Here is a 17,213-nt window from a genome sequence, read left to right on the forward strand (position 1 = left end):
CCGTGCCGCGCGGTTCGTAGACTGGTGCGGTGATGACCCACGCCGTCGACCAGCACAGCGCAAAGCACAGCGCACCCGCGCCCTCGGTGCGGCTGCCGCTACGCCCCGAGCTGGCGGACGAGAAGCCCTACGGCGCGCCCCAGCTCGACGTCCCGGTGCTGCTGAACGTCAACGAGAACCCGTACCCGCCGGGCGAGGACGTGGTCGCGACCATCGCAGAGGAGGTGGCGCGCGCCGCTCGCGGGATGAACCGCTACCCGGACCGCGACGCGACGGACCTGCGCCGGGACCTGGCGGACTATCTCGCGGTGGAGACCGGCGTCAGCCTGGAGCATCTCGACGTATGGGCGGCGAACGGGTCCAACGAGGTGATGCTGCACGTGCTGCAGGCCTTCGGCGGCCCGGGCCGCACGGCCCTGTCGTTCGCGCCCACGTACTCCATGTATCCCGAGTACGCGCGCGACACGCACACGGCCTGGGTGGTCGGCCGACGGGAGGACGACTTCACGCTCGACCCGGCCTACGCCGCCGAGACGATCCGCGAGGTGCGGCCGTCGGTGATCCTGCTGGCCAGCCCCAACAACCCGACCGGCACCGCGCTGCCAGCTGCCACCGTCGAGGCGGTGTGCGAGGCCGCGCTCGGCGTCGACATCGACGGGGCGCACCCCGTCGTCGTGGTCGACGAGGCGTACGCGGAGTTCCGGCGTCCTGGTACGCCGTCGGCGGTGGCGCTCCTGGAGCGGTACCCGAACCTCGCCGTGTCCCGCACCATGTCCAAGGCGTTCGCAGCGGCCGGAGCCCGGGTCGGGTACCTGGTCGCGTCCGCTGACTTCGTGGACGCGCTGCGGATCGTGCGCCTCCCGTACCACCTGAGCGCCATCACCCAGGCCGCGGCGGGCGCCGCGCTGCGTCACCGCGAGTCCCTCATGGCGCAGGTCGCCACGCTGCGCGCCGAGCGCGACAGATGCGTCGCCTGGCTGCGCGAGCAGCGGCTCCCGGGCGGCCTCCCGTTCGACGTGGCCGACACGGACGCCAACTTCGTGCTGTTCGGCACGTTCGGCGACCGGCACGCGGTATGGCAGGGTCTCCTGGACCGCGGTGTCCTGATCCGCGAGACCGGCCCCGACGGCTGGCTGCGGGTGTCGATCGGCACGTCCGCAGAGATGGCCGCGTTCCGCGCGGCGCTCACCGAGGTCCTGCAGGTGCAGGGAGAGGAACAGGCATGAGCAGGACTGCACGCGTCGAGCGCGCCACCTCCGAGTCGAAGGTGCTGGTCGAGCTGGATCTCGATGGCACAGGGCGGACCGAGATCAGCACGAGCGTGCCGTTCTACGACCACATGCTCACCGCCCTCGGCAAGCACTCGCTGATCGACCTGCGGGTGCAGGCGACCGGCGACACCCACATCGACGTCCACCACACGGTCGAGGACGTGGCCATCAGCATCGGCGAGGCGCTGCGTCAGGCGCTCGGCGACAAGGCCGGGATCTCTCGGTTCGGCGACGCGCTCGTACCGCTCGACGAGGCGCTGGCCCAGGCGGTCGTCGACGTGTCCGGCAGGCCGTACCTTGTGCACGAGGGCGAGCCCGCCGGCCAGGAGTACCACCTCATCGGCGGCCACTTCACCGGTTCGCTGACGCGGCACGTCCTGGAGTCGATAGCCCACCACGCGAGCATCTGCCTGCACGTGCGGGTGCTCGCAGGCAGGGACCCGCACCACATCGTCGAAGCTCAGTTCAAGGCGCTGGCGCGTGCGCTGCGCGCCGCCGTCGCCGTGGACCCCCGGGTCGACGGCATCCCGTCCACGAAGGGTGCGCTCTAGCAGCCATGTCCGACAGCACCAGGCCCGAGAACGACGGGTCCAGCAGCAGCAGCACGCCGACCGGCGACGACCTGCCCGACTTCGATCTCGACGACCTCGAGATCCCGGACGACCTGTCGTCCCTGACCGGTAGCGGCGAGCCGGACTTCGCCGCGCTCATCACCCAGATCGCCGGCGCTGAGCCGCTCGCCGCCGCCAGCTCCCTCGCGCAGCTCGACCTCGACGCGGTACCCACCGCCGTCGGCGCCGTCGGCGTGCTCAAGGACCTCTCTGGTGACGCGCCAGAGCAGGCCGCCGCGGCTGTCTCCCAGCTGGTGCGGGGTGTCCCGCTCGTCCTGGTGACCCGTACGGGCGAGCAGCTGACGGCGGTCCGGTTCGCCGACGGCGTCCGCGGCGACGAGCTCGCCCCTGGCCTCGTGCTGGGCGGTGCTCCCGAGGAGGTGGTCGACCTGCTGACGGGCGCCACCAGCGTGGCAGACCTCGACGGCGTGGTCGGCTCGACCTCGATCAGCAAGTTCAAGGCGGTGCGGATGCTGACGTCCGCCGCGCGCAAGGCACGCAAGGGCATGGGCAAGGGCGAGCCGGGTCCGGACAGCACGGACGGGGCCTGAGGTGGCCGCGAGGATCGTCGTCCTCGACTACGGCTTCGGCAACGTCCGGTCCGCCGTGCGCTCGCTGGAACGGGTGGGCGCCGACGTCACGCTGACCGCCGACCGGGCCACCGCGCAGGAGGCCGACGGTCTCGTGGTGCCGGGTGTCGGTGCGTTCGCGGCGTGCATGGCGGGGCTCAAGGCCGTCCGAGGGCACGAGGTGGTCGGCCGCAGGCTGGCCGGCAACCGACCGGTGCTCGGCATCTGCGTGGGCATGCAGGTCATGTTCGACGTCGGCGTGGAGCACGGTGAGCGTGCCGACGGCATCGGCGAGTGGCCCGGCGTCGTCGAGCGGCTGCAGGCCGAGGTGGTGCCGCACATGGGCTGGTCGCCGGTCGAGGCGCCCGAAGGCTCGGTCCTCTTCGACGGGATCGCCGACGAGCGGTTCTACTTCGTGCACTCGTACGCCGCCCAGACCTTCACCAAGGGGCACGACGAGAACGCCGTGGGGGTCTTCTCGCCGCCCAAGGTCACCTGGGCCGACCACGGCGGGCGCTTCGTCGCGGCCGTCGAGGACGGCCCCTTGGCGGCCACCCAGTTCCACCCGGAGAAGTCGGGCGACGCGGGCGCGCGTCTCCTGGAGAACTGGGTCAGCTCGCTCGCCTAGCCTTCCGTCGAGTGGAGATTCGCCCTGCTGAGCGTCCCGCAAGGGCGGATCTCCAGCACTCGGCCCATCGAACAGAACGATCTTTGGAGAGACATGACCGACCGCCTCGTGCTCCTGCCCGCCGTCGACGTCGCCGACGGCCAGGCCGTCCGCCTCGTCCAGGGGGAGGCCGGCTCCGAGACCTCGTACGGCGACCCGTTGACGGCCGCCCTTGACTGGCAGTCCGGCGGCGCCGAGTGGGTCCACCTCGTGGACCTGGACGCTGCCTTCGGGCGCGGCTCCAACGCCGAGCTCCTGGCGCGCGTGGTCGGTGAGCTGGACGTGCAGGTGGAGCTGTCGGGTGGCATCCGCGACGACGAGTCGCTGGAGCGCGCGCTCGCGACCGGCGCGCGGCGCGTCAACCTCGGCACCGCCGCGCTCGAGGACCCGGCCTGGACGGCCAAGGTCATCGCAGAGCACGGCGACCGCGTCGCCGTCGGCCTCGACGTGCGCGGCACCACGCTGGCCGCACGCGGCTGGACCAAGGAGGGCGGCGACCTCTGGGAGGTCCTCGGGCGCCTCGACGAGGCGGGCTGCGTCCGCTACGTGGTCACCGACGTCACCAAGGACGGCACGCTGCGCGGCCCCAACCTCGACCTGCTGTCCGACGTCGCCGCGCGCACCTCCGCGCACGTCGTCGCCTCTGGCGGCATCTCGTCGCTCGACGACCTGACCGCGCTGCGCGCGCTGGGCACGATCGAGGGCGCTGTGGTCGGCAAGGCGCTGTACGCGGGCGCGTTCACCCTGCCCGAGGCGCTCGACGTCGCCGGCCGCCCGGCCGACGAGGCCACAGGGCACGCGGGCGACGAGGCCACAGGGCACGCGGGCGACGAGGCCACAGGTCGCCCGGGCGACGAGGCCACAGGGCACGCGGGCGACGGAGTCGCAGGGCACGCGGGCGACGAGGTCACCAAGTGAAGTCGATCCAGCCGTCCAGCCAGTTCGCGGACGACGACGGCTCGGCCGACGCCGAGCTGACCCGGCTGCTGGCCGGCTACACGACCGGGACGGTCCAGCTGCGCGACGTCGTCGCCCGGCTGGCCGAGACCAGGGTGCTGGTACCGGTCCTGGCCGAGCTCGGTGTCGCGGAGCAGAACCCGGACGGGCTGACCGTCGACAAGGAGGCGTCCTCGGGCGTCGTGGCGCTCGAAGCACCGGACGGGCGCCGGGCGCTGCCCGTCTTCACGTCGGTCGCGGCCATGCAGGCCTGGCGGCTCGATGCGCGCCCGGTCCCGGTCGAGGCGACGCGCGCCGCTCTCTCGGCGGTCAACGAGAACTGGGCGCTCATCGTCGTCGACCCCGCCGGGCCGTCGACGGCGCTCGTGCCACGCCCCGCCGTGTGGGCGCTGGCGCAGGGCGAGGAGTGGCGCCCGGCGCTGGTACCGCACGAGGACGGTCTGGCCGTGGACCCCGAGGTCGCATCGGAGATCGCGGTCGCGGCCGCGCCCGTGCAGCACGTGGTGCGGGCGCACGCCGAGCCCGGCCGCAAGGCCGAGGTCGCGGTGGTGCTCGGCCTCGACCCGGGACTGGACCGCGCCGGGCTCGACACCGTCCTTGGCCAGGTCAACGCCCGGCTCGCGGCGTCACAGGTGATCTCGGCCCGGGTGGACTCGCTGGAGCTACGGATCGGCGCGGCGCGCTGACCTGGCCGCACCACGAGAGATGACCATGTATCTGCTGCCAGGACGGAACCCGTCCTGGCAGCAGGTACATGGTCATCTGGGGGCCTGGGCGGTCAACAGCCCTTCGCCGGGGTGAACGCCGTGTCGTCGGCCAGCATGTCCTGGAGCGTCGACAGCGGCACGAGCAGGCTGTTGTCGTCGGCCGTCTTCGCGTAGACGACGCCGATCACCCGCCCCTTGTCGTCCAGCGCGGCCGAACCGGACGAGCCTGGCTCGACCGGGGCGTCCGTGAGCAGCACCTCACCGAGGTTCGCGTTCAGCGGGTCCCGTGTCGTACTCATGACCTTGCCCTCCGTCACGGTGAGCTCGCCGCCCGCCGGATAGCCCACCACGGTGACGGGGTCGCCCGGCTTCGGGTCGGTCTTCGCCAGCTCCGGGAACGACGGCAAGGGGTCCGTGGTCCGGACGACGGCGAGGTCCGCGAGCCCCGCCGTCGCCGTGGCACCGACGGTGATGTCGTGCCCGTCGTACGTGCTGACCTCGAGCTCCTTCGAGTCCGCGACGACGTGCTTGTTGGTGATCAGCGTGTGATCGTCGACGGCGAACCCCGACCCCGTCGACAGTTCCTCGCAGCCGACGTTGCGGATACGGACCGCCATCCGCTCCACGGCGTCGAACCCGTCAGGACTCAGGGCGCCACCGCCGGCCGCGGGGGAGAGGTCCGGCGGCGCGGACGGCACGATGTCGCTCGGGACCGGCTCAGGCAGGGGCGGCAGCACACCGCAGCCACCCAGCGACCCGGTCAGGAAGAGCGCTCCGACGAGGAGCGCGCGGCCCGCGAGCGAACGGGCTGGCGACGTCACGGTCGCAGCTCCTGCTGCAGCGAGTCGTTGGCCCGCTCGGCGTCCGCGCACAGCGCGTTGACCTGCCGCTCGTAGCGGCGCAGGTCCGCGGCCTCGTACTGGTCGGAGTCCTTGAGGTAGCCGACGAGCTGCTCCTGGCCCGACACGCACTGCCCGAGCGCAGAGGCCACCGTGGCCGCGGCCCCGCTGACCTGCGTCTGGTAGTCGAGGTACTGCTGCGAGGCTACGTTCTCGTCACCGAGCTGGGCCTTCTCGTTCGCCAGGTCCGTGATGCGCGCCGTCGCGGTGGACAGCTGGTCGCGGGCGGCCGCCAGCTCCGAGTTGGCGCCGTCGAGCTGCATCTGCAGCGACGCCACCTCCTCGGCGTACTCGTGGGCCTTCTCCTCCCACTCGGCGGAGTTGCGCTGCCAACGGACGGTGGTCACCCACAGGTAGGCACCGACGGCGATCGTGGCGACCAGCAGGATGGCGAGCACGCGAGAACCGCGGCCACGACCGGGTGCAGGCGCCGGAGCGGGCGTCGCTACGGCGAGAGCTTCGGTCATCAGACGACGGAACCCGTGTACTTCTCGCCCGGCCCCTCGCCCGGCGCGTCGGGGATCACCGACGCCTCCCGGAACGCGAGCTGGAGGCTGCGCAGGCCGTCGCGCAGCGATCGGGCGTGCTGGTTGCCGATGTCCGGCGCGCTCGCGACCACCAGCGCGGCCAGCGCCGTGATCAGCTTGCGGGCCTCGTCGAGGTCCTTGAGCTCCTCGGCGTCCTCGCCCTCGGCCAGCCCGCACTTCACGGCGGCGGCGCTCATGAGGTGCACGGCGGCGGTCGTGATGACCTCGACGGCCGCGACCTCGGCGATGTCGCGGGTGGCCTGGTCAGTGCCTACCGGAGCCTGGATGTCGGCAGGGGTCTCGTCGCTGGAGCTCATGGAGACCATCTTTCCATCCCGACAGGGTGCGGGTGAACATCTCTTCTGGGCTAGCCTGCCACCGTTCAACGGTGACACAGGGGAGGCCTTTCGATGCATGACGACATCACACTGACCACCGGACGCGCGCGACGCGTGCTGACGGAGCGCATCTGGCCGGCGGTCCACGGGACGTCCGTACCGCTCGACGTCGAGTGGCACGTGCTCCCGGGGGAGCCGGTCTCCCCGCAGGAGGGCCTTGCCCTCGCGATGGAACCCCACGAGGTGGGCACCCCGTGGGGCCGGGCCTGGGGCACCACGTGGTTCCGGCTGACGGGCACGGTCCCCGCCGACTGGGCCGGGCGGGCCGTTGAGGCGGTGATCGACCTGGGCTTCGACGCGAGCATGCCCGGCTTCCAGTCCGAGGCGCTCGTGTACCGCCCCGACGGCAGCCCGGTGAAGTCGATCAACCCCCGCAACCAGCACGTCCCGGTGGCCGACGCCGCGACCGGCGGCGAGCGGGTCGAGCTGTTCCTTGAGGGCGCCTCTAACCCGGTGCTGCTCGGCCACGACCTGTTCCAGCAGACCCAGGAGGGCGACACCAGGACGTCCTCGCCGCGCCCGCTGTACGCCACCCGGCGCATGGACCTCGCGATCTTCGAGGCCGAGGTGCACAGCCTCGCGCTCGACGTCGAGGTGCTGGTCGAGCTGCAGGCCGAGCTGCCGACGGGCCCGCGCCGCATGCGGATCCTGCAGGCCCTCGACGACGCCCTCGACGTGCTCGACCTGCAGCGCATCCCTGAGACGGCCGCCGGCGCCCGCGCGGCGCTCGCGGACGTGCTCGCCAGCCCGGCGGAGCCGAGCGCGCACGAGATCTCCGCCGTCGGGCACGCGCACATCGACTCGGCCTGGTTGTGGCCCGTGCGGGAGACGATCCGCAAGGTCGCGCGCACGACGTCGTCCATGGCCGACCTCATCGACCGTACCGACGACTTCGTGTACGGCATGTCGTCCGCGCAGCAGTACGCGTGGGTCAAGGAGCACCGGCCCGAGGTGTGGGCCCGGATCAAGGCCGCTGTAGCGTCCGGACGGTTCCTGCCGCTGGGCGGCATGTGGGTCGAGTCCGACACCGTGATGCCCTCCGGGGAGGCGCTCGCGCGCCAGTTCTCGCAGGGTCAGCGGTTCTTCGAGCGTGAGTTCGGCCTGCGCACCCACGGCGTCTGGCTGCCCGACTCGTTCGGCTACTCGCCGGCGCTGCCGCAGCTCGTACGCCGCGCCGGGTTCGACTGGTTCTTCACGCAGAAGATCTCCTGGAACCAGGTCAACAAGTTCCCGCACCACACCTTCTGGTGGGAGGGCATCGACGGCTCCCGGGTCCTGACGCACTTCCCGCCGATGGACACGTACAACTCGCAGCTCTCGGGCGAGGAGGTCGCCAAGGCGGCGCACCAGTTCCGCGAGTCGCGGTACGCCACCGGTTCGATAGCTCCCGTCGGGTGGGGCGACGGCGGCGGCGGCACCACCCGCGAGATGACCGGCAAGGCAGACCGCCTGGCCGACCTCGAGGGCAGCGCGAAGGTCCGCTGGGAGCACCCGGACGCGTTCTTCGAGCGTGCTCGTGCGGAGCTGGTCGCGTCCGGACATGGTGACAGCGCTGTCTGGGTGGGCGAGCTCTACCTGGAGCTGCACCGGGCCACGCTGACCTCGCAGCACCGGACCAAGCAGGGCAACCGGCGCAACGAGCAGCTGCTGGTCGAGGCCGAGGCGTGGGCGGCGACGGCGTCGGCCCGCACGGGGGCGGACTACCCGTACGACGAGCTGGACGCCCTGTGGCAGCAGGTCCTCCTGCTGCAGTTCCACGACATCCTGCCGGGCACGTCGATCGCCTGGGTGCACCGCGAGACCGTCGCGCAGCACGCGGCGATCACCGCAGGCGCGCAGGAGGTCATCGAGCGCTCCCTGCGGACGCTGGTGGGCGAGGGCGACACCGTCCTGCGGGCCAACCCCGCGGTGTTCGCCCAGGCGGGCGTCCCCGCGCTGGGCGTCGGCCCGGCAACGAGCCCGACGGCGGCGCCGAGCACCCTGATCGAGCTGCCCGGCGGCGGGTACGTCCTGGCGAACGTCCTCGTCCAGGTCACGCTGGACGCGGCGGGCCACGTGACGTCAGCGATCGACCTGGCGACGGGTCGCGACGCGGTGGCGCCCGGCAGGCAGGCGAACGTGCTGCAGCTGCACCAGGACTTCCCGAACAAGTGGGACGCCTGGGACGTGGACCGGTTCTACCGCAACTCGGTGACCGACCTGCGCGCCGCCGAGAAGGTGACCGCCACCGTGGACGACGGCGTGGCCGTGGTGACCGTGCACCGCACGTTCTCCGCGTCGAGCCTCGACCAGGTGATCACGCTCGCGCCGGGCAGCCGCACGCTCGAGGTCAGCATGGAGACCGACTGGCACGAGGCCGAGAAGTTCCTCAAGGTCGCCTTCCCCCTCGACGTGCGTGCCGAGCAGATCGCGGCGGAGACCCAGTTCGGCTTCACCAAGCGGGTCACGCACACCAACACCAGCTGGGAGGCGGCCAAGTTCGAGACCTCCATGCACAGGTGGGTGCTCGCGGAGGAGCCGGGCTTCGGCGTCGGGCTCGTCAACGACTCGGTCTACGGGTACGACGTGACCCGCGAGGTGTCCGACGACGGTGTGGCGCCGGCGTCGGGAGCGCCCGAGGTGACGACCACCGTGCGTCTGTCGCTGCTGCGGGCCCCGCGGTTCCCGGACCCGGAGACGGACCAGGGGGTCCAGACCCACCGCTACGGCCTGGTGGTGGGCGTGGACACCGCCGCGGCGACCGAGGCGGGCGCGACGTTCGGCGCACGGCCGCGCGAGCTGCGCGGCGCGTCCGGTGTCGAGCCGCTGGTCAGCGTGTCGGGCGGCGTGACGCTGTCGGCGGTCAAGCTCGCCGACGACCGGTCGGGCGATCTCGTGGTGCGGGTCTACGAGGCGCTGGGCCGCCGCGCGTCGGGCACCGTCACGGTCGCGGCTCCGGTGGCCGGCGCACGCACCGTGAGCCTGATCGAGGACGACGTCGAGGGTGGCCCGGCGGACCTGACGGGGCACGGCGTCGCGGTCGAGCTGAGCCCGTTCGAGGTCCGCACCCTGCGGTTCACGCGGGCCTGAGGCTCGTTCCTGACCCGCCGGACCGACAGTTCACCCGCGTGACCTGTCGGTCCGGCACGCCAGGAGGAGCTCGTCTTGACACCATCGGGGGCACGCGACAGCCTGCTGGGGCTCAAGCGCTTGAGAGGTGCTGGCCCGGGCAGCACCAGCATGGACGACCAGGACGCGACGAAGCATCTGCTGGAAGGAACTGTCATGAAGCTCAGGAGGATCGGGGCGGCCGGAGCGGCCCTGACCGTGCTGGCTGCCCTCGGCAGCTGTTCCTTCAGCGGTACGGACGGCACGGAGACGGCCACCGGTGTGCAACCGGTGAGCGGGGTGACCGGTGCGGTCACGCTCCAGACCTGGGCGCTCGAACCCAGCTTCACCCAGTACGTCGAGGGTGTGATCGACGACTTCGAGCGGGAGTACCCCGGCACGACGGTGACGTGGCTCGACCAGCCGGGCGACGGCTACTCGGAGAAGGTGCTCTCGCAGGCCGCGGCCGGCGAGCTGCCCGACGTCACGAACCTGCCCCCGGACTTCGCCCTCCAGCTGGCCCGCGAAGGGCTCCTCACGGACATCGCGGGAGTCGACGAGACCCTCGCGGACACCTACGTGCCCGGCGCGCTGGAGGCGTACCGGTACGCGGGTGTCGACGGCACGTTCGGATACCCGTGGTACCTGACCACGGACCTGAACTACTGGAACACCGAGATGTTCGAGAACGCCGGCCTCGACCCGGCGGCGCCGCCCACCACCCTCGTCGAGCTCGTCGAGCAGGCGCGCACCATGATGGACACCACCGGCGACTACCTCATGAGCCGTACGCCCGGCCTGGGCGACTTCGCGGCCGCCGGCCTCCCGGTGCTGTCCGACGACGGCACCGAGTTCACGTTCAACACGCCCGAGGCGGCCGAGCTGCTCGACGTCTACCGCGCCGCGTACGCCGACGGGCTCCTACCGGACGACGTGCTCACCGACGCCTACCTCGGCAACAGCAGGCTCTTCATCGAGGGCAGGGTGGCGTGGTCGACGGGCGGCGGCAACTTCATCAACAGGGTGATCAAGACCAACCCGGCGCTGGAGGGCAAGATCGCCTCGTCGCCGTACCTGGGCGCCACCCCGCTGTACGTGCAGGGACTGTCAGTCTCGGAGGAGTCGGCGAACCGGCCGGCGGCGATCGCGCTGGCGCGGTTCATGACGAACGCCGCCAACCAAGAGGCGTTCGCCGCCGAGGTGCCCGGCGTCTTCCCGTCGACCACCGCCTCGCAGGAGAACCCTGACCTCGCCCAGAGCGACGGCACCCCGCAGGGCGCCGCCAAGGAGATCGCGTTCAGCAGCCTCCCCACGGCCGAGGTGCTCCAGCCGATGGAGGTCGACGAGGCGATGACCACCGTCATCAACCAGCAGCTCGTGGCGGCGATCGCGGGGGACAAGACCTCGCGGGACGCCCTCGACGCGGCGGTGGAGGAGTGCAACAAGCTGCTCGCCGACCTCTGACAGCACGACAGTGCCGACGGACGTCTCGCAGGTCGAGGCCGCGGCAGCCACCCGGGCGCTCGTCGCCCGCGACGAAAGGCCTACTGCAATCGCCTACGACTCCGACGTCGCCGCGCTCGCGGGCGTCACCGTACTGACAGAAGCCCGGCTCGGCGAGCTCGTGGCGACGACGTCGCCGTCGCTGGTCGGCGTCCGGGAGGGGGTGGCATGACCGGGCCCGCACACGTCCCGGCAGGCCGACCCGGGGTCGGCCTGACCAGCGTGGACGCACAACGGATCAGCCACAGCGGCGAGGGTCGCACGGTGGTGCTCGACGGGCTGGACGTACCGCTCGAGGCCGGCGTCACCCTGCGTTACACCCTCCTGCCGGTGCTCGACACCGACCTCACCTACCGCTCGACCTACGTCGCGATCGACCTGCTGCTCGACGACGGCACGTGGCTCTCGCAGACCGACCCCGGGCGCGCGCTCACCGACCAGCACGGGATGCTCGCGACCGCCGTCGGGCAGGGGGACGCGCGGATCCTGGTGCCCGACCACTGGAACCTGGTCCGCGTCGACCTGGACCGCGTGGCCGAACGGGTGCCCGGTCGGCGCGTCCGCGCGGCCGCCGTCGTCACCGCACCGCCGGACGGCGGCGGCACGGAGGTATGGCTCGACGCCGTGACCGTGGCGCCACGCGCCGTCCGTACCGTGACCGGCCGGACGGACCTCGTCGACACCCGGCGCGGCACCCACTCGTCGAGCGAGTACTCGCGCGGGAACACCGTGCCCGCGGCGGCGGTGCCGAACGGCTTCACGATGTGGGTGCCGCTGACCGACGCGTCGTCGGCGAGCTGGCTGTACTCCTGGGCCGCGCACAACGGGCCGGACAACCGGCCGCGCCTGCAGGGCGTCGGCATCTCGCACGAGCCCAGCCCGTGGATGGGGGACCGCGACCAGCTCGCGTTCCACCTCGTCCCCGTCCGGCCCGACGACGAAGGGGTGCCCGACGCCGGCCTGGAGTCCCGTGCCATCGGGTTCTCGCACGACGACGAGACGGCCCGCCCGCACCGGTACACCGTCGACCTGGACGACGGCGCCCGGGTCGACGTCGCGGCGTCCGACCACGGCGGCATGCTCCGGTTCACCTTCCCGCCGGGGGCCACGTCCGGGCACCTGATCATCGACGCGGTGAGCGACGCGGGCGCGGACGGCCCGCCCGCTGCGGTGACGGTCCACGACGACGGCACGCTCACCGGCTGGAGCGACCACGGGAGCGTGCTCTCGGTCGGCCGCAGCCGCATGTACGTCGTGGGCCAGGTGTCCCGGCCGGTGCTGCGCACGGGCCGGGCCAACGGCCGGGACCACGCCACCTTCGCGACCGTCGCTCTGGACCCCGCCGGCGGCGACGACCTGGCGAGCCGCACGGTCGAGGTCCGCGTGGCGACGTCGTACATCAGCGAGGACCTGGCCTGGCGCGCCCTGGAGCGCGAGGTCAGCGGGTCCTTCTCCGAGGTCGCCGAGCACACACGGGCGCAGTGGGAGGAGCGCCTCGGCGTGCTCGACGTCGAGGGCGCCACCGAGGAGCAGCAGGTCACGCTCTACTCGAACCTCTACCGGCTGAACCTGTACCCGTCGTCATACACGGAGGTGGGGACCGACGGGACACCCGTGCACGCCTCGCCCGTGCTCGACGGCGCACCCGTCCTGCCCGGCGAGATGTTCGTCAACCACGGGTTCTGGGACACCTACCGCACCTGCTGGCCCGCCTACGCGCTGCTGTACCCGGACGTCGCGGCGCGCCTCGCGGACGGGTTCGTGCAGCAGTACCGCGAGGGTGGCTGGGTGGCCCGGTGGTCGTCGCCGGGCTACGCCGACCTGATGACCGGCACCTCGTCCGACGTCGCCTTCGCCGACCTCTACCTCCGCGGCGTCACCCTGCCCGACCCGCTCGCCACCTACGACGCTGGCCTGCGCAACGCGACGGCCCTGCCCACCCGGTCCGGCGTCGGCCGCAAGGGCCAGGACTTCGCGCTCACCCACGGCTGGGTGCCGCGCGACGTCGACGAGTCCGTGTCCTGGAGCCTCGAGGGCTACATCAACGACGCCGGGCTGGCCCGGATGGCCGAGGCGCTCGCGGACGCGCCCGGCACTCCCGAGAAGCGTCGGCGCGCCCTGCGCGACGATGCCGCCTACCTGCGGCAGAGCTCGCTCGGGTACGTGCACCTCTTCGACCCGGGGGCGGCGTTCTTCCGGGGGCGCGACCGGGACGGCTCGTTCGGTGCGGGACCGTTCGACCCGGGGGAGTGGGGCGGGGACTACACGGAGTCCGACGCCTGGAACTTCCTCTTCCACCCGGTGCACGACGGCGCGGGCCTGGCCGGCCTGCACGGCGGGCGAGCCGGGCTCGAGCGACTGCTGGAGCGGTTCTCCGCAACCCCCGAGCGGGCGGACAGGCCGGGCACCTACGGGTTCGTGATCCACGAGATGGTCGAGGCGCGCGACGTGCGCCTGGGCCAGCTGGGACAGTCCAACCAGGTGTCGCACCACATCCCGTACACGTGGCTGGTCGCCGGACGGCCGGACCGCACGCAGGAGACGGTGCGCGAGATCCTCGCGCGGCTGTGGACCGGCAACGAGATCGGGCAGGGGTACCACGGCGACGAGGACAACGGCGAGATGTCCGCCTGGTACGTGCTGTCGGCGCTGGGCCTGTACCCGCTGGAGATCGGTTCGTCGCGCTGGGCCGTCACCTCGCCGCTCTTCGAGCGGGTAGTGGTGCACCGGCCCGACGGCGACCTGGTGGTCGAGGCGCCCGACGCCGCCGACCGCTGGTACGTGGCGGGTCTGGACGTGTCGGACGCCGACGGGGTGACGCGGGCGGTCACCGCCCCGTCGGTGGACCAGAGCGACCTGACCGGCGGGGCGACGCTGCGGTTCGCGCTGTCCGGTACGCCGACCGGCTGGGGTGTCCCGGTGGACAGCTCCGCGCGGGGCGGCGGTGCGGACGCACCCGGCCGGTCGGTGCTCGGGCGTCCGTGGCGGCGGGCGGTGGGCACCTGGCACGGTGCCGGGGGCGCGCTGCCGCACCTGACGGACGGAGAGCTCGCGACGTCGGCCGGTGTCGACGGCGCTGTCGAGTGGCGGTCTGCGGGCGACGTCCCGCCGGGTGCGACGCTGCGCGCCTACACACTGATCTCCGGGCTACAGGACGAACCGGCGCCGCCGTCGGCATGGCGGCTGGTCGCCGACGACGGGCGCGTGCTCGACGAGCGGAGCGGCGAGGAGTGGGCCTGGCCGAGCCAGCTGCGGCCCTTCGTGCTCGACGAACCCGTACCGCTGACGGGCCTCCGGCTGGAGGTGCTCGGCGGGGGCAGCCTCGCGCAGATCGAGGTGCTCCTGGACTAGCGCCGGGTGCCCGGAGTCGCCCGGCGGCGGCTCCGGGCGGAGGTCGCCGCCGGGCCTCAGTCCACCAGGAGCACCGTCTTGCCGGCCGCTCGCCGAGCGCCGGGCCCGACTGCGTCGGCGAGCTCCCGCCACGGCCGGACGGCGCCGACCGCCGGATCGAGCCGCCCGGCGTGGATCTCGTGCGCGAGCCACGTCATGTCGGGGCCCAGGTCCGTCTCCGCCCCGAGGAAGAAGGTGCTCAGGGAGCGGTCGTGCCGGCCGTCGTCGCCATACAGGTCGCCGAGAACGAAGCGCTCCTCCTCCCCGGCCGCATGACCGAGGGCGACGAGGGTGCCGCCCGGCTCGAGCCGCGCGAACGCGCGCACCAGGTGCGGGCCGCCCAGCAGGTCCAGCGCCCCGGCCACGTCCGCACGCAGCTCTTCCGGGGAGGCGACGACCTCGTGCGCGCCGAGGGCGCGCAGACGCTCGTGCGCGGCCGGGTCCCGGGTGGTGGCGACGACCTCTGCCCCGCCGCGGGCGGCGAGCTGCACGGCGAACAGGCCGACGGCGCTGGTCCCGCCCACGATCAGCACCCGGCGGCCCAGGACGGGGCCGAGCCGGCGGAGCCCGCGCAGCGCACTGGTGGCGGCGACCGGTACGACGCTCAGCGGCCCGAGGTCGGCGCCCCGGGGAGCGAGTCCTACGGACTCCGCGGTCACGAGCCGGCGCCGGGCCCAAGCGCCGGGCGTGCCGAGCGAGACCACCTCCTGCCCGAGCCGTGGGCCCGTCCCGTCGGCGGCCTCCGCCACGACGACACCCGCGGCGTCCCAGCCGGGGATCGTGCCGTCGGGGTGCTGCGCCAGCATCTCGAGGTCGCCGTGGTTGGGGGCGAAGGCCCGCACCTCGATGACCGCGTCGTGCGGTCCGGGGACGGGGTCAGCCACCTCACGCAGGGCGAGGTGGCCGGGGGACGAGTGGTCTACGGTCCATGCGAGCATGGCGCTACTGTATGCCAAGTGCCACTGAGTGCCAGTTTGGTAGGCTCGCCGCATGACGACGCAGCCCGGAAGCGGCACGCTCCGTAGCAGGCGCATCGCGCGCAGCAGGCAGCGGCTGGTGGAGACGGCGCTGCCGGCCTTCACCGAGCGCGGGTACGAGGCGGTGACCGTCGACTGGCTGTGCGACCAGGCCGAAGTGTCCAAGCGGAGCTTCTTCCGCTACTTCGACGGCAAGGAGGACCTCGCGCTCACCCCGCTGAACGACGTCTGGCGCCTCCTGATCGCGGACCTCGACACGGTGCTCGACCGGAGCGGGCCCCTGCTGGAGGTGCTGGGCGAGGCGCTCGTCGCCGTCGTCGAGCAGATGCCGCCCGGGTGGGAGCGGCTGGCGGTCCTGAGCGCCCGCCTCAGCGGCACCACGCCGGCAGTCGACGCCGCCGGGCTGCTCGTGTGCGAGGGCTTCACGGACCAGGTGGTCGGTGCGATCACGCAGAGGCTGCCGGGCTCGTCCGGCGCCGAGCTCTCCGCGCGGGTCGTGTGCGCCGTTGCGGTCGCCGGGCACCGGGCCGCCGTGGACGCCTGGCAGTCCGAGCCCGGCGCCGAGACCACGGCGACCCGCGGTGAGCTGTGCGCACTGCTGCGGGAGTCGTTCGCTGCGGCCCCGGCGGCCCTGGAGATCCGGCTTCCGTGACGGCCGGCCCGTCAGGACCCGACGACGTCGGACGCGTGCGCGAACCAGCTGGCACGCCCGCCGCCGTCGTGCCCGACGGAGTTGAAGTACTCCCAGCCGAAGACGCCGCCGAAGTCCGGGTGCCGCGCCGCCAGGGTGCCGACCGTGGCGTCGAAGGTGGGCCAGTCCACGTACCCGCTGCAGTTGGCCGGGTTGGTGACCGTGCCCGCCACGACGCGGTCCGGGGCGAAGCCGTTGGCGAGGATCTGGTCGTACACCCTGGTGGACGACAGGTCGCCCCAGCCGCAGTAGAACTGGGTGTTGTACCAGTCGATCTTGTCGCCGGCCCGGCGCTCGAGCTCCGCGTAGGAGAAACCGCCGGAGAAGCTGGTCCGGCCGGCCATGTCGGTGGCGACGGGTGTGAGCGTGACGACGAAGTCCGGCCCGAAGTCGGCCCGCAGCGTGTCGACCAGGTGGATCGTGTCCGCCAGCGAGAACGTCTCCTCGATGTCGAGGTCCACGCCGTCGAGGCCGTAGGCGCGCAGGAAGTCCCGCAGCACCGGGTAGAAGCGGTCGAAGTCCTCGCGCAGGTACCGGTACGTGCCCGGTGCGGCGCCGCCGACGAACGCGCTGACCGTGACGCCCTGGTCCTGCATGGTCGCCAGGTCGTCCCACATCACGCCCAGCTCGGGGTGGTCGGCCGGGATGTCGTTGACCGTGAGGGAGGCGTCGGCGTTCAGGTGGATGGCGCCCACGTTGACGTCCGTGACCGAGCCGAGCAGCGGCTTGGGGTCGACGTAGCGGCGGACGCCGTCGGAGCCGGTCTCGTAGATCGTCTGGTAGAAGGCGAGCACCCGGTGGGAAGCGGCGGCCGACTCGGGCTTCTGATCGTGCTCGGGCGCTGAGCTGGCCGGCCCTGCCGATGCGGTCAGTGCCAGCAGGCCGGCCGCGAGGGCGGCGCCGATTCGTACGAGCGAGCGAGACATCGTTGGCTCCCTTGGTCCCGATGCGGTGTCGTG

Annotated in this window: 15 protein-coding genes and 1 pseudogene; 11 read left to right on the plus strand and 5 right to left on the minus strand. The window is 72.7% G+C overall.

Annotated features, from left to right (window positions below; translation table 11 throughout):
* Window positions 1–32 precede the first annotated feature (32 nt).
* The 6 genes and pseudogenes from APR04_RS15930 to APR04_RS15955 all read left to right on the plus strand — a co-directional run bounded on the left by APR04_RS15930 (window position 33) and on the right by APR04_RS15955 (window position 4,761).
* The gene (locus APR04_RS15930) at window positions 33–1,226 is read left to right on the plus strand and encodes a histidinol-phosphate transaminase (RefSeq protein WP_253871942.1); all 1,194 of its coding nucleotides are present in this window, start codon (window positions 33–35) and stop codon (window positions 1,224–1,226) included.
* Window positions 1,223–1,822, plus strand: a complete 600-nt coding sequence (gene hisB / locus APR04_RS15935) for an imidazoleglycerol-phosphate dehydratase HisB (protein ID WP_253871843.1) — start codon at window positions 1,223–1,225, stop codon at window positions 1,820–1,822. The genes APR04_RS15930 and hisB overlap by 4 nt, the downstream gene beginning before the upstream one ends.
* A 5-nt stretch (window positions 1,823–1,827) precedes the next feature.
* Window positions 1,828–2,433: a hypothetical protein gene (locus tag APR04_RS15940; protein ID WP_253871844.1), complete on the plus strand. Its 606-nt coding sequence runs from the start codon at window positions 1,828–1,830 to the stop codon at window positions 2,431–2,433.
* Between the two features lies 1 nt (window position 2,434).
* On the plus strand, window positions 2,435–3,079 hold the full coding sequence (gene hisH / locus APR04_RS15945) for an imidazole glycerol phosphate synthase subunit HisH (protein WP_253871845.1): 645 nt from the start codon (window positions 2,435–2,437) through the stop codon (window positions 3,077–3,079).
* Window positions 3,080–3,172: 93 nt separating this feature from the next.
* Window positions 3,173–3,895, plus strand: a pseudogene (priA, locus tag APR04_RS15950) (bifunctional 1-(5-phosphoribosyl)-5-((5-phosphoribosylamino)methylideneamino)imidazole-4-carboxamide isomerase/phosphoribosylanthranilate isomerase PriA); the annotation flags it as partial.
* A gap of 137 nt (window positions 3,896–4,032) precedes the next feature.
* Window positions 4,033–4,761 (plus strand): SseB family protein, encoded by a 729-nt coding sequence (locus APR04_RS15955; protein ID WP_253871846.1) that lies wholly within the window; start codon window positions 4,033–4,035, stop codon window positions 4,759–4,761.
* 92 nt (window positions 4,762–4,853) lie between these two features.
* Here the strand turns inward: APR04_RS15955 and APR04_RS15960 are convergent, their stop codons facing one another.
* The 3 genes from APR04_RS15960 to APR04_RS15970 are packed head-to-tail and all read right to left on the minus strand — an operon-like array spanning window position 4,854 to window position 6,525.
* Complete coding sequence (locus APR04_RS15960; RefSeq protein ID WP_253871847.1) at window positions 4,854–5,603, minus strand: S1C family serine protease; 750 nt, start codon at window positions 5,601–5,603, stop codon at window positions 4,854–4,856.
* On the minus strand, window positions 5,600–6,148 hold the full coding sequence (locus APR04_RS15965; RefSeq protein WP_253871848.1) for a hypothetical protein: 549 nt from the start codon (window positions 6,146–6,148) through the stop codon (window positions 5,600–5,602). The genes APR04_RS15960 and APR04_RS15965 overlap by 4 nt, the downstream gene beginning before the upstream one ends.
* Window positions 6,148–6,525 carry a DUF1844 domain-containing protein gene (locus tag APR04_RS15970; RefSeq protein ID WP_253871849.1) on the minus strand — a complete coding sequence of 126 codons (378 nt, stop codon included), beginning with the start codon at window positions 6,523–6,525 and terminating at the stop codon, window positions 6,148–6,150. The genes APR04_RS15965 and APR04_RS15970 overlap by 1 nt, the downstream gene beginning before the upstream one ends.
* Before the next feature lie 93 nt (window positions 6,526–6,618).
* Between APR04_RS15970 and APR04_RS15975 the strand changes: the two genes are divergently transcribed.
* From APR04_RS15975 to APR04_RS15990, 4 genes are all read left to right on the plus strand, one after another.
* A complete protein-coding gene (locus APR04_RS15975) occupies window positions 6,619–9,675 on the plus strand; it encodes an alpha-mannosidase (RefSeq protein ID WP_253871851.1) in 3,057 nt (1,018 codons plus the stop codon).
* A gap of 195 nt (window positions 9,676–9,870) precedes the next feature.
* A complete protein-coding gene (locus APR04_RS15980; RefSeq protein WP_253871852.1) occupies window positions 9,871–11,157 on the plus strand; it encodes an ABC transporter substrate-binding protein in 1,287 nt (428 codons plus the stop codon).
* A 10-nt stretch (window positions 11,158–11,167) separates the two neighbouring features.
* Entirely contained in the window at window positions 11,168–11,368 is a 201-nt protein-coding gene (locus APR04_RS15985) for a hypothetical protein (RefSeq protein ID WP_253871854.1), read from the plus strand.
* Entirely contained in the window at window positions 11,365–14,547 is a 3,183-nt protein-coding gene (locus tag APR04_RS15990; protein ID WP_253871857.1) for a GH92 family glycosyl hydrolase, read from the plus strand. Before APR04_RS15985 ends, APR04_RS15990 begins: the two co-directional genes overlap by 4 nt.
* Window positions 14,548–14,603: 56 nt before the next feature.
* Here APR04_RS15990 and APR04_RS15995 read toward each other — a convergent pair whose 3' ends face one another.
* The gene (locus APR04_RS15995) at window positions 14,604–15,524 is read right to left on the minus strand and encodes a zinc-binding dehydrogenase (RefSeq protein WP_253871859.1); all 921 of its coding nucleotides are present in this window, start codon (window positions 15,522–15,524) and stop codon (window positions 14,604–14,606) included.
* Between the two features lie 52 nt (window positions 15,525–15,576).
* On the opposite strand from APR04_RS15995, the gene APR04_RS16000 reads away from it, so the two are divergent.
* Entirely contained in the window at window positions 15,577–16,215 is a 639-nt protein-coding gene (locus APR04_RS16000) for a TetR/AcrR family transcriptional regulator (protein ID WP_253871861.1), read from the plus strand.
* An 11-nt stretch (window positions 16,216–16,226) separates the two neighbouring features.
* On the opposite strand, the gene APR04_RS16005 is transcribed toward APR04_RS16000, so the two are convergent.
* Window positions 16,227–17,180, minus strand: coding sequence for a glycosyl hydrolase family 18 protein (locus APR04_RS16005; RefSeq protein ID WP_253871863.1), 954 nt, complete (start codon window positions 17,178–17,180; stop codon window positions 16,227–16,229).
* Between the last annotated feature and the right edge of the window lie 33 nt (window positions 17,181–17,213).

Source organism: Promicromonospora umidemergens, from assembly GCF_024171995.1.
Classification (GTDB): domain Bacteria; phylum Actinomycetota; class Actinomycetes; order Actinomycetales; family Cellulomonadaceae; genus Promicromonospora; species Promicromonospora umidemergens.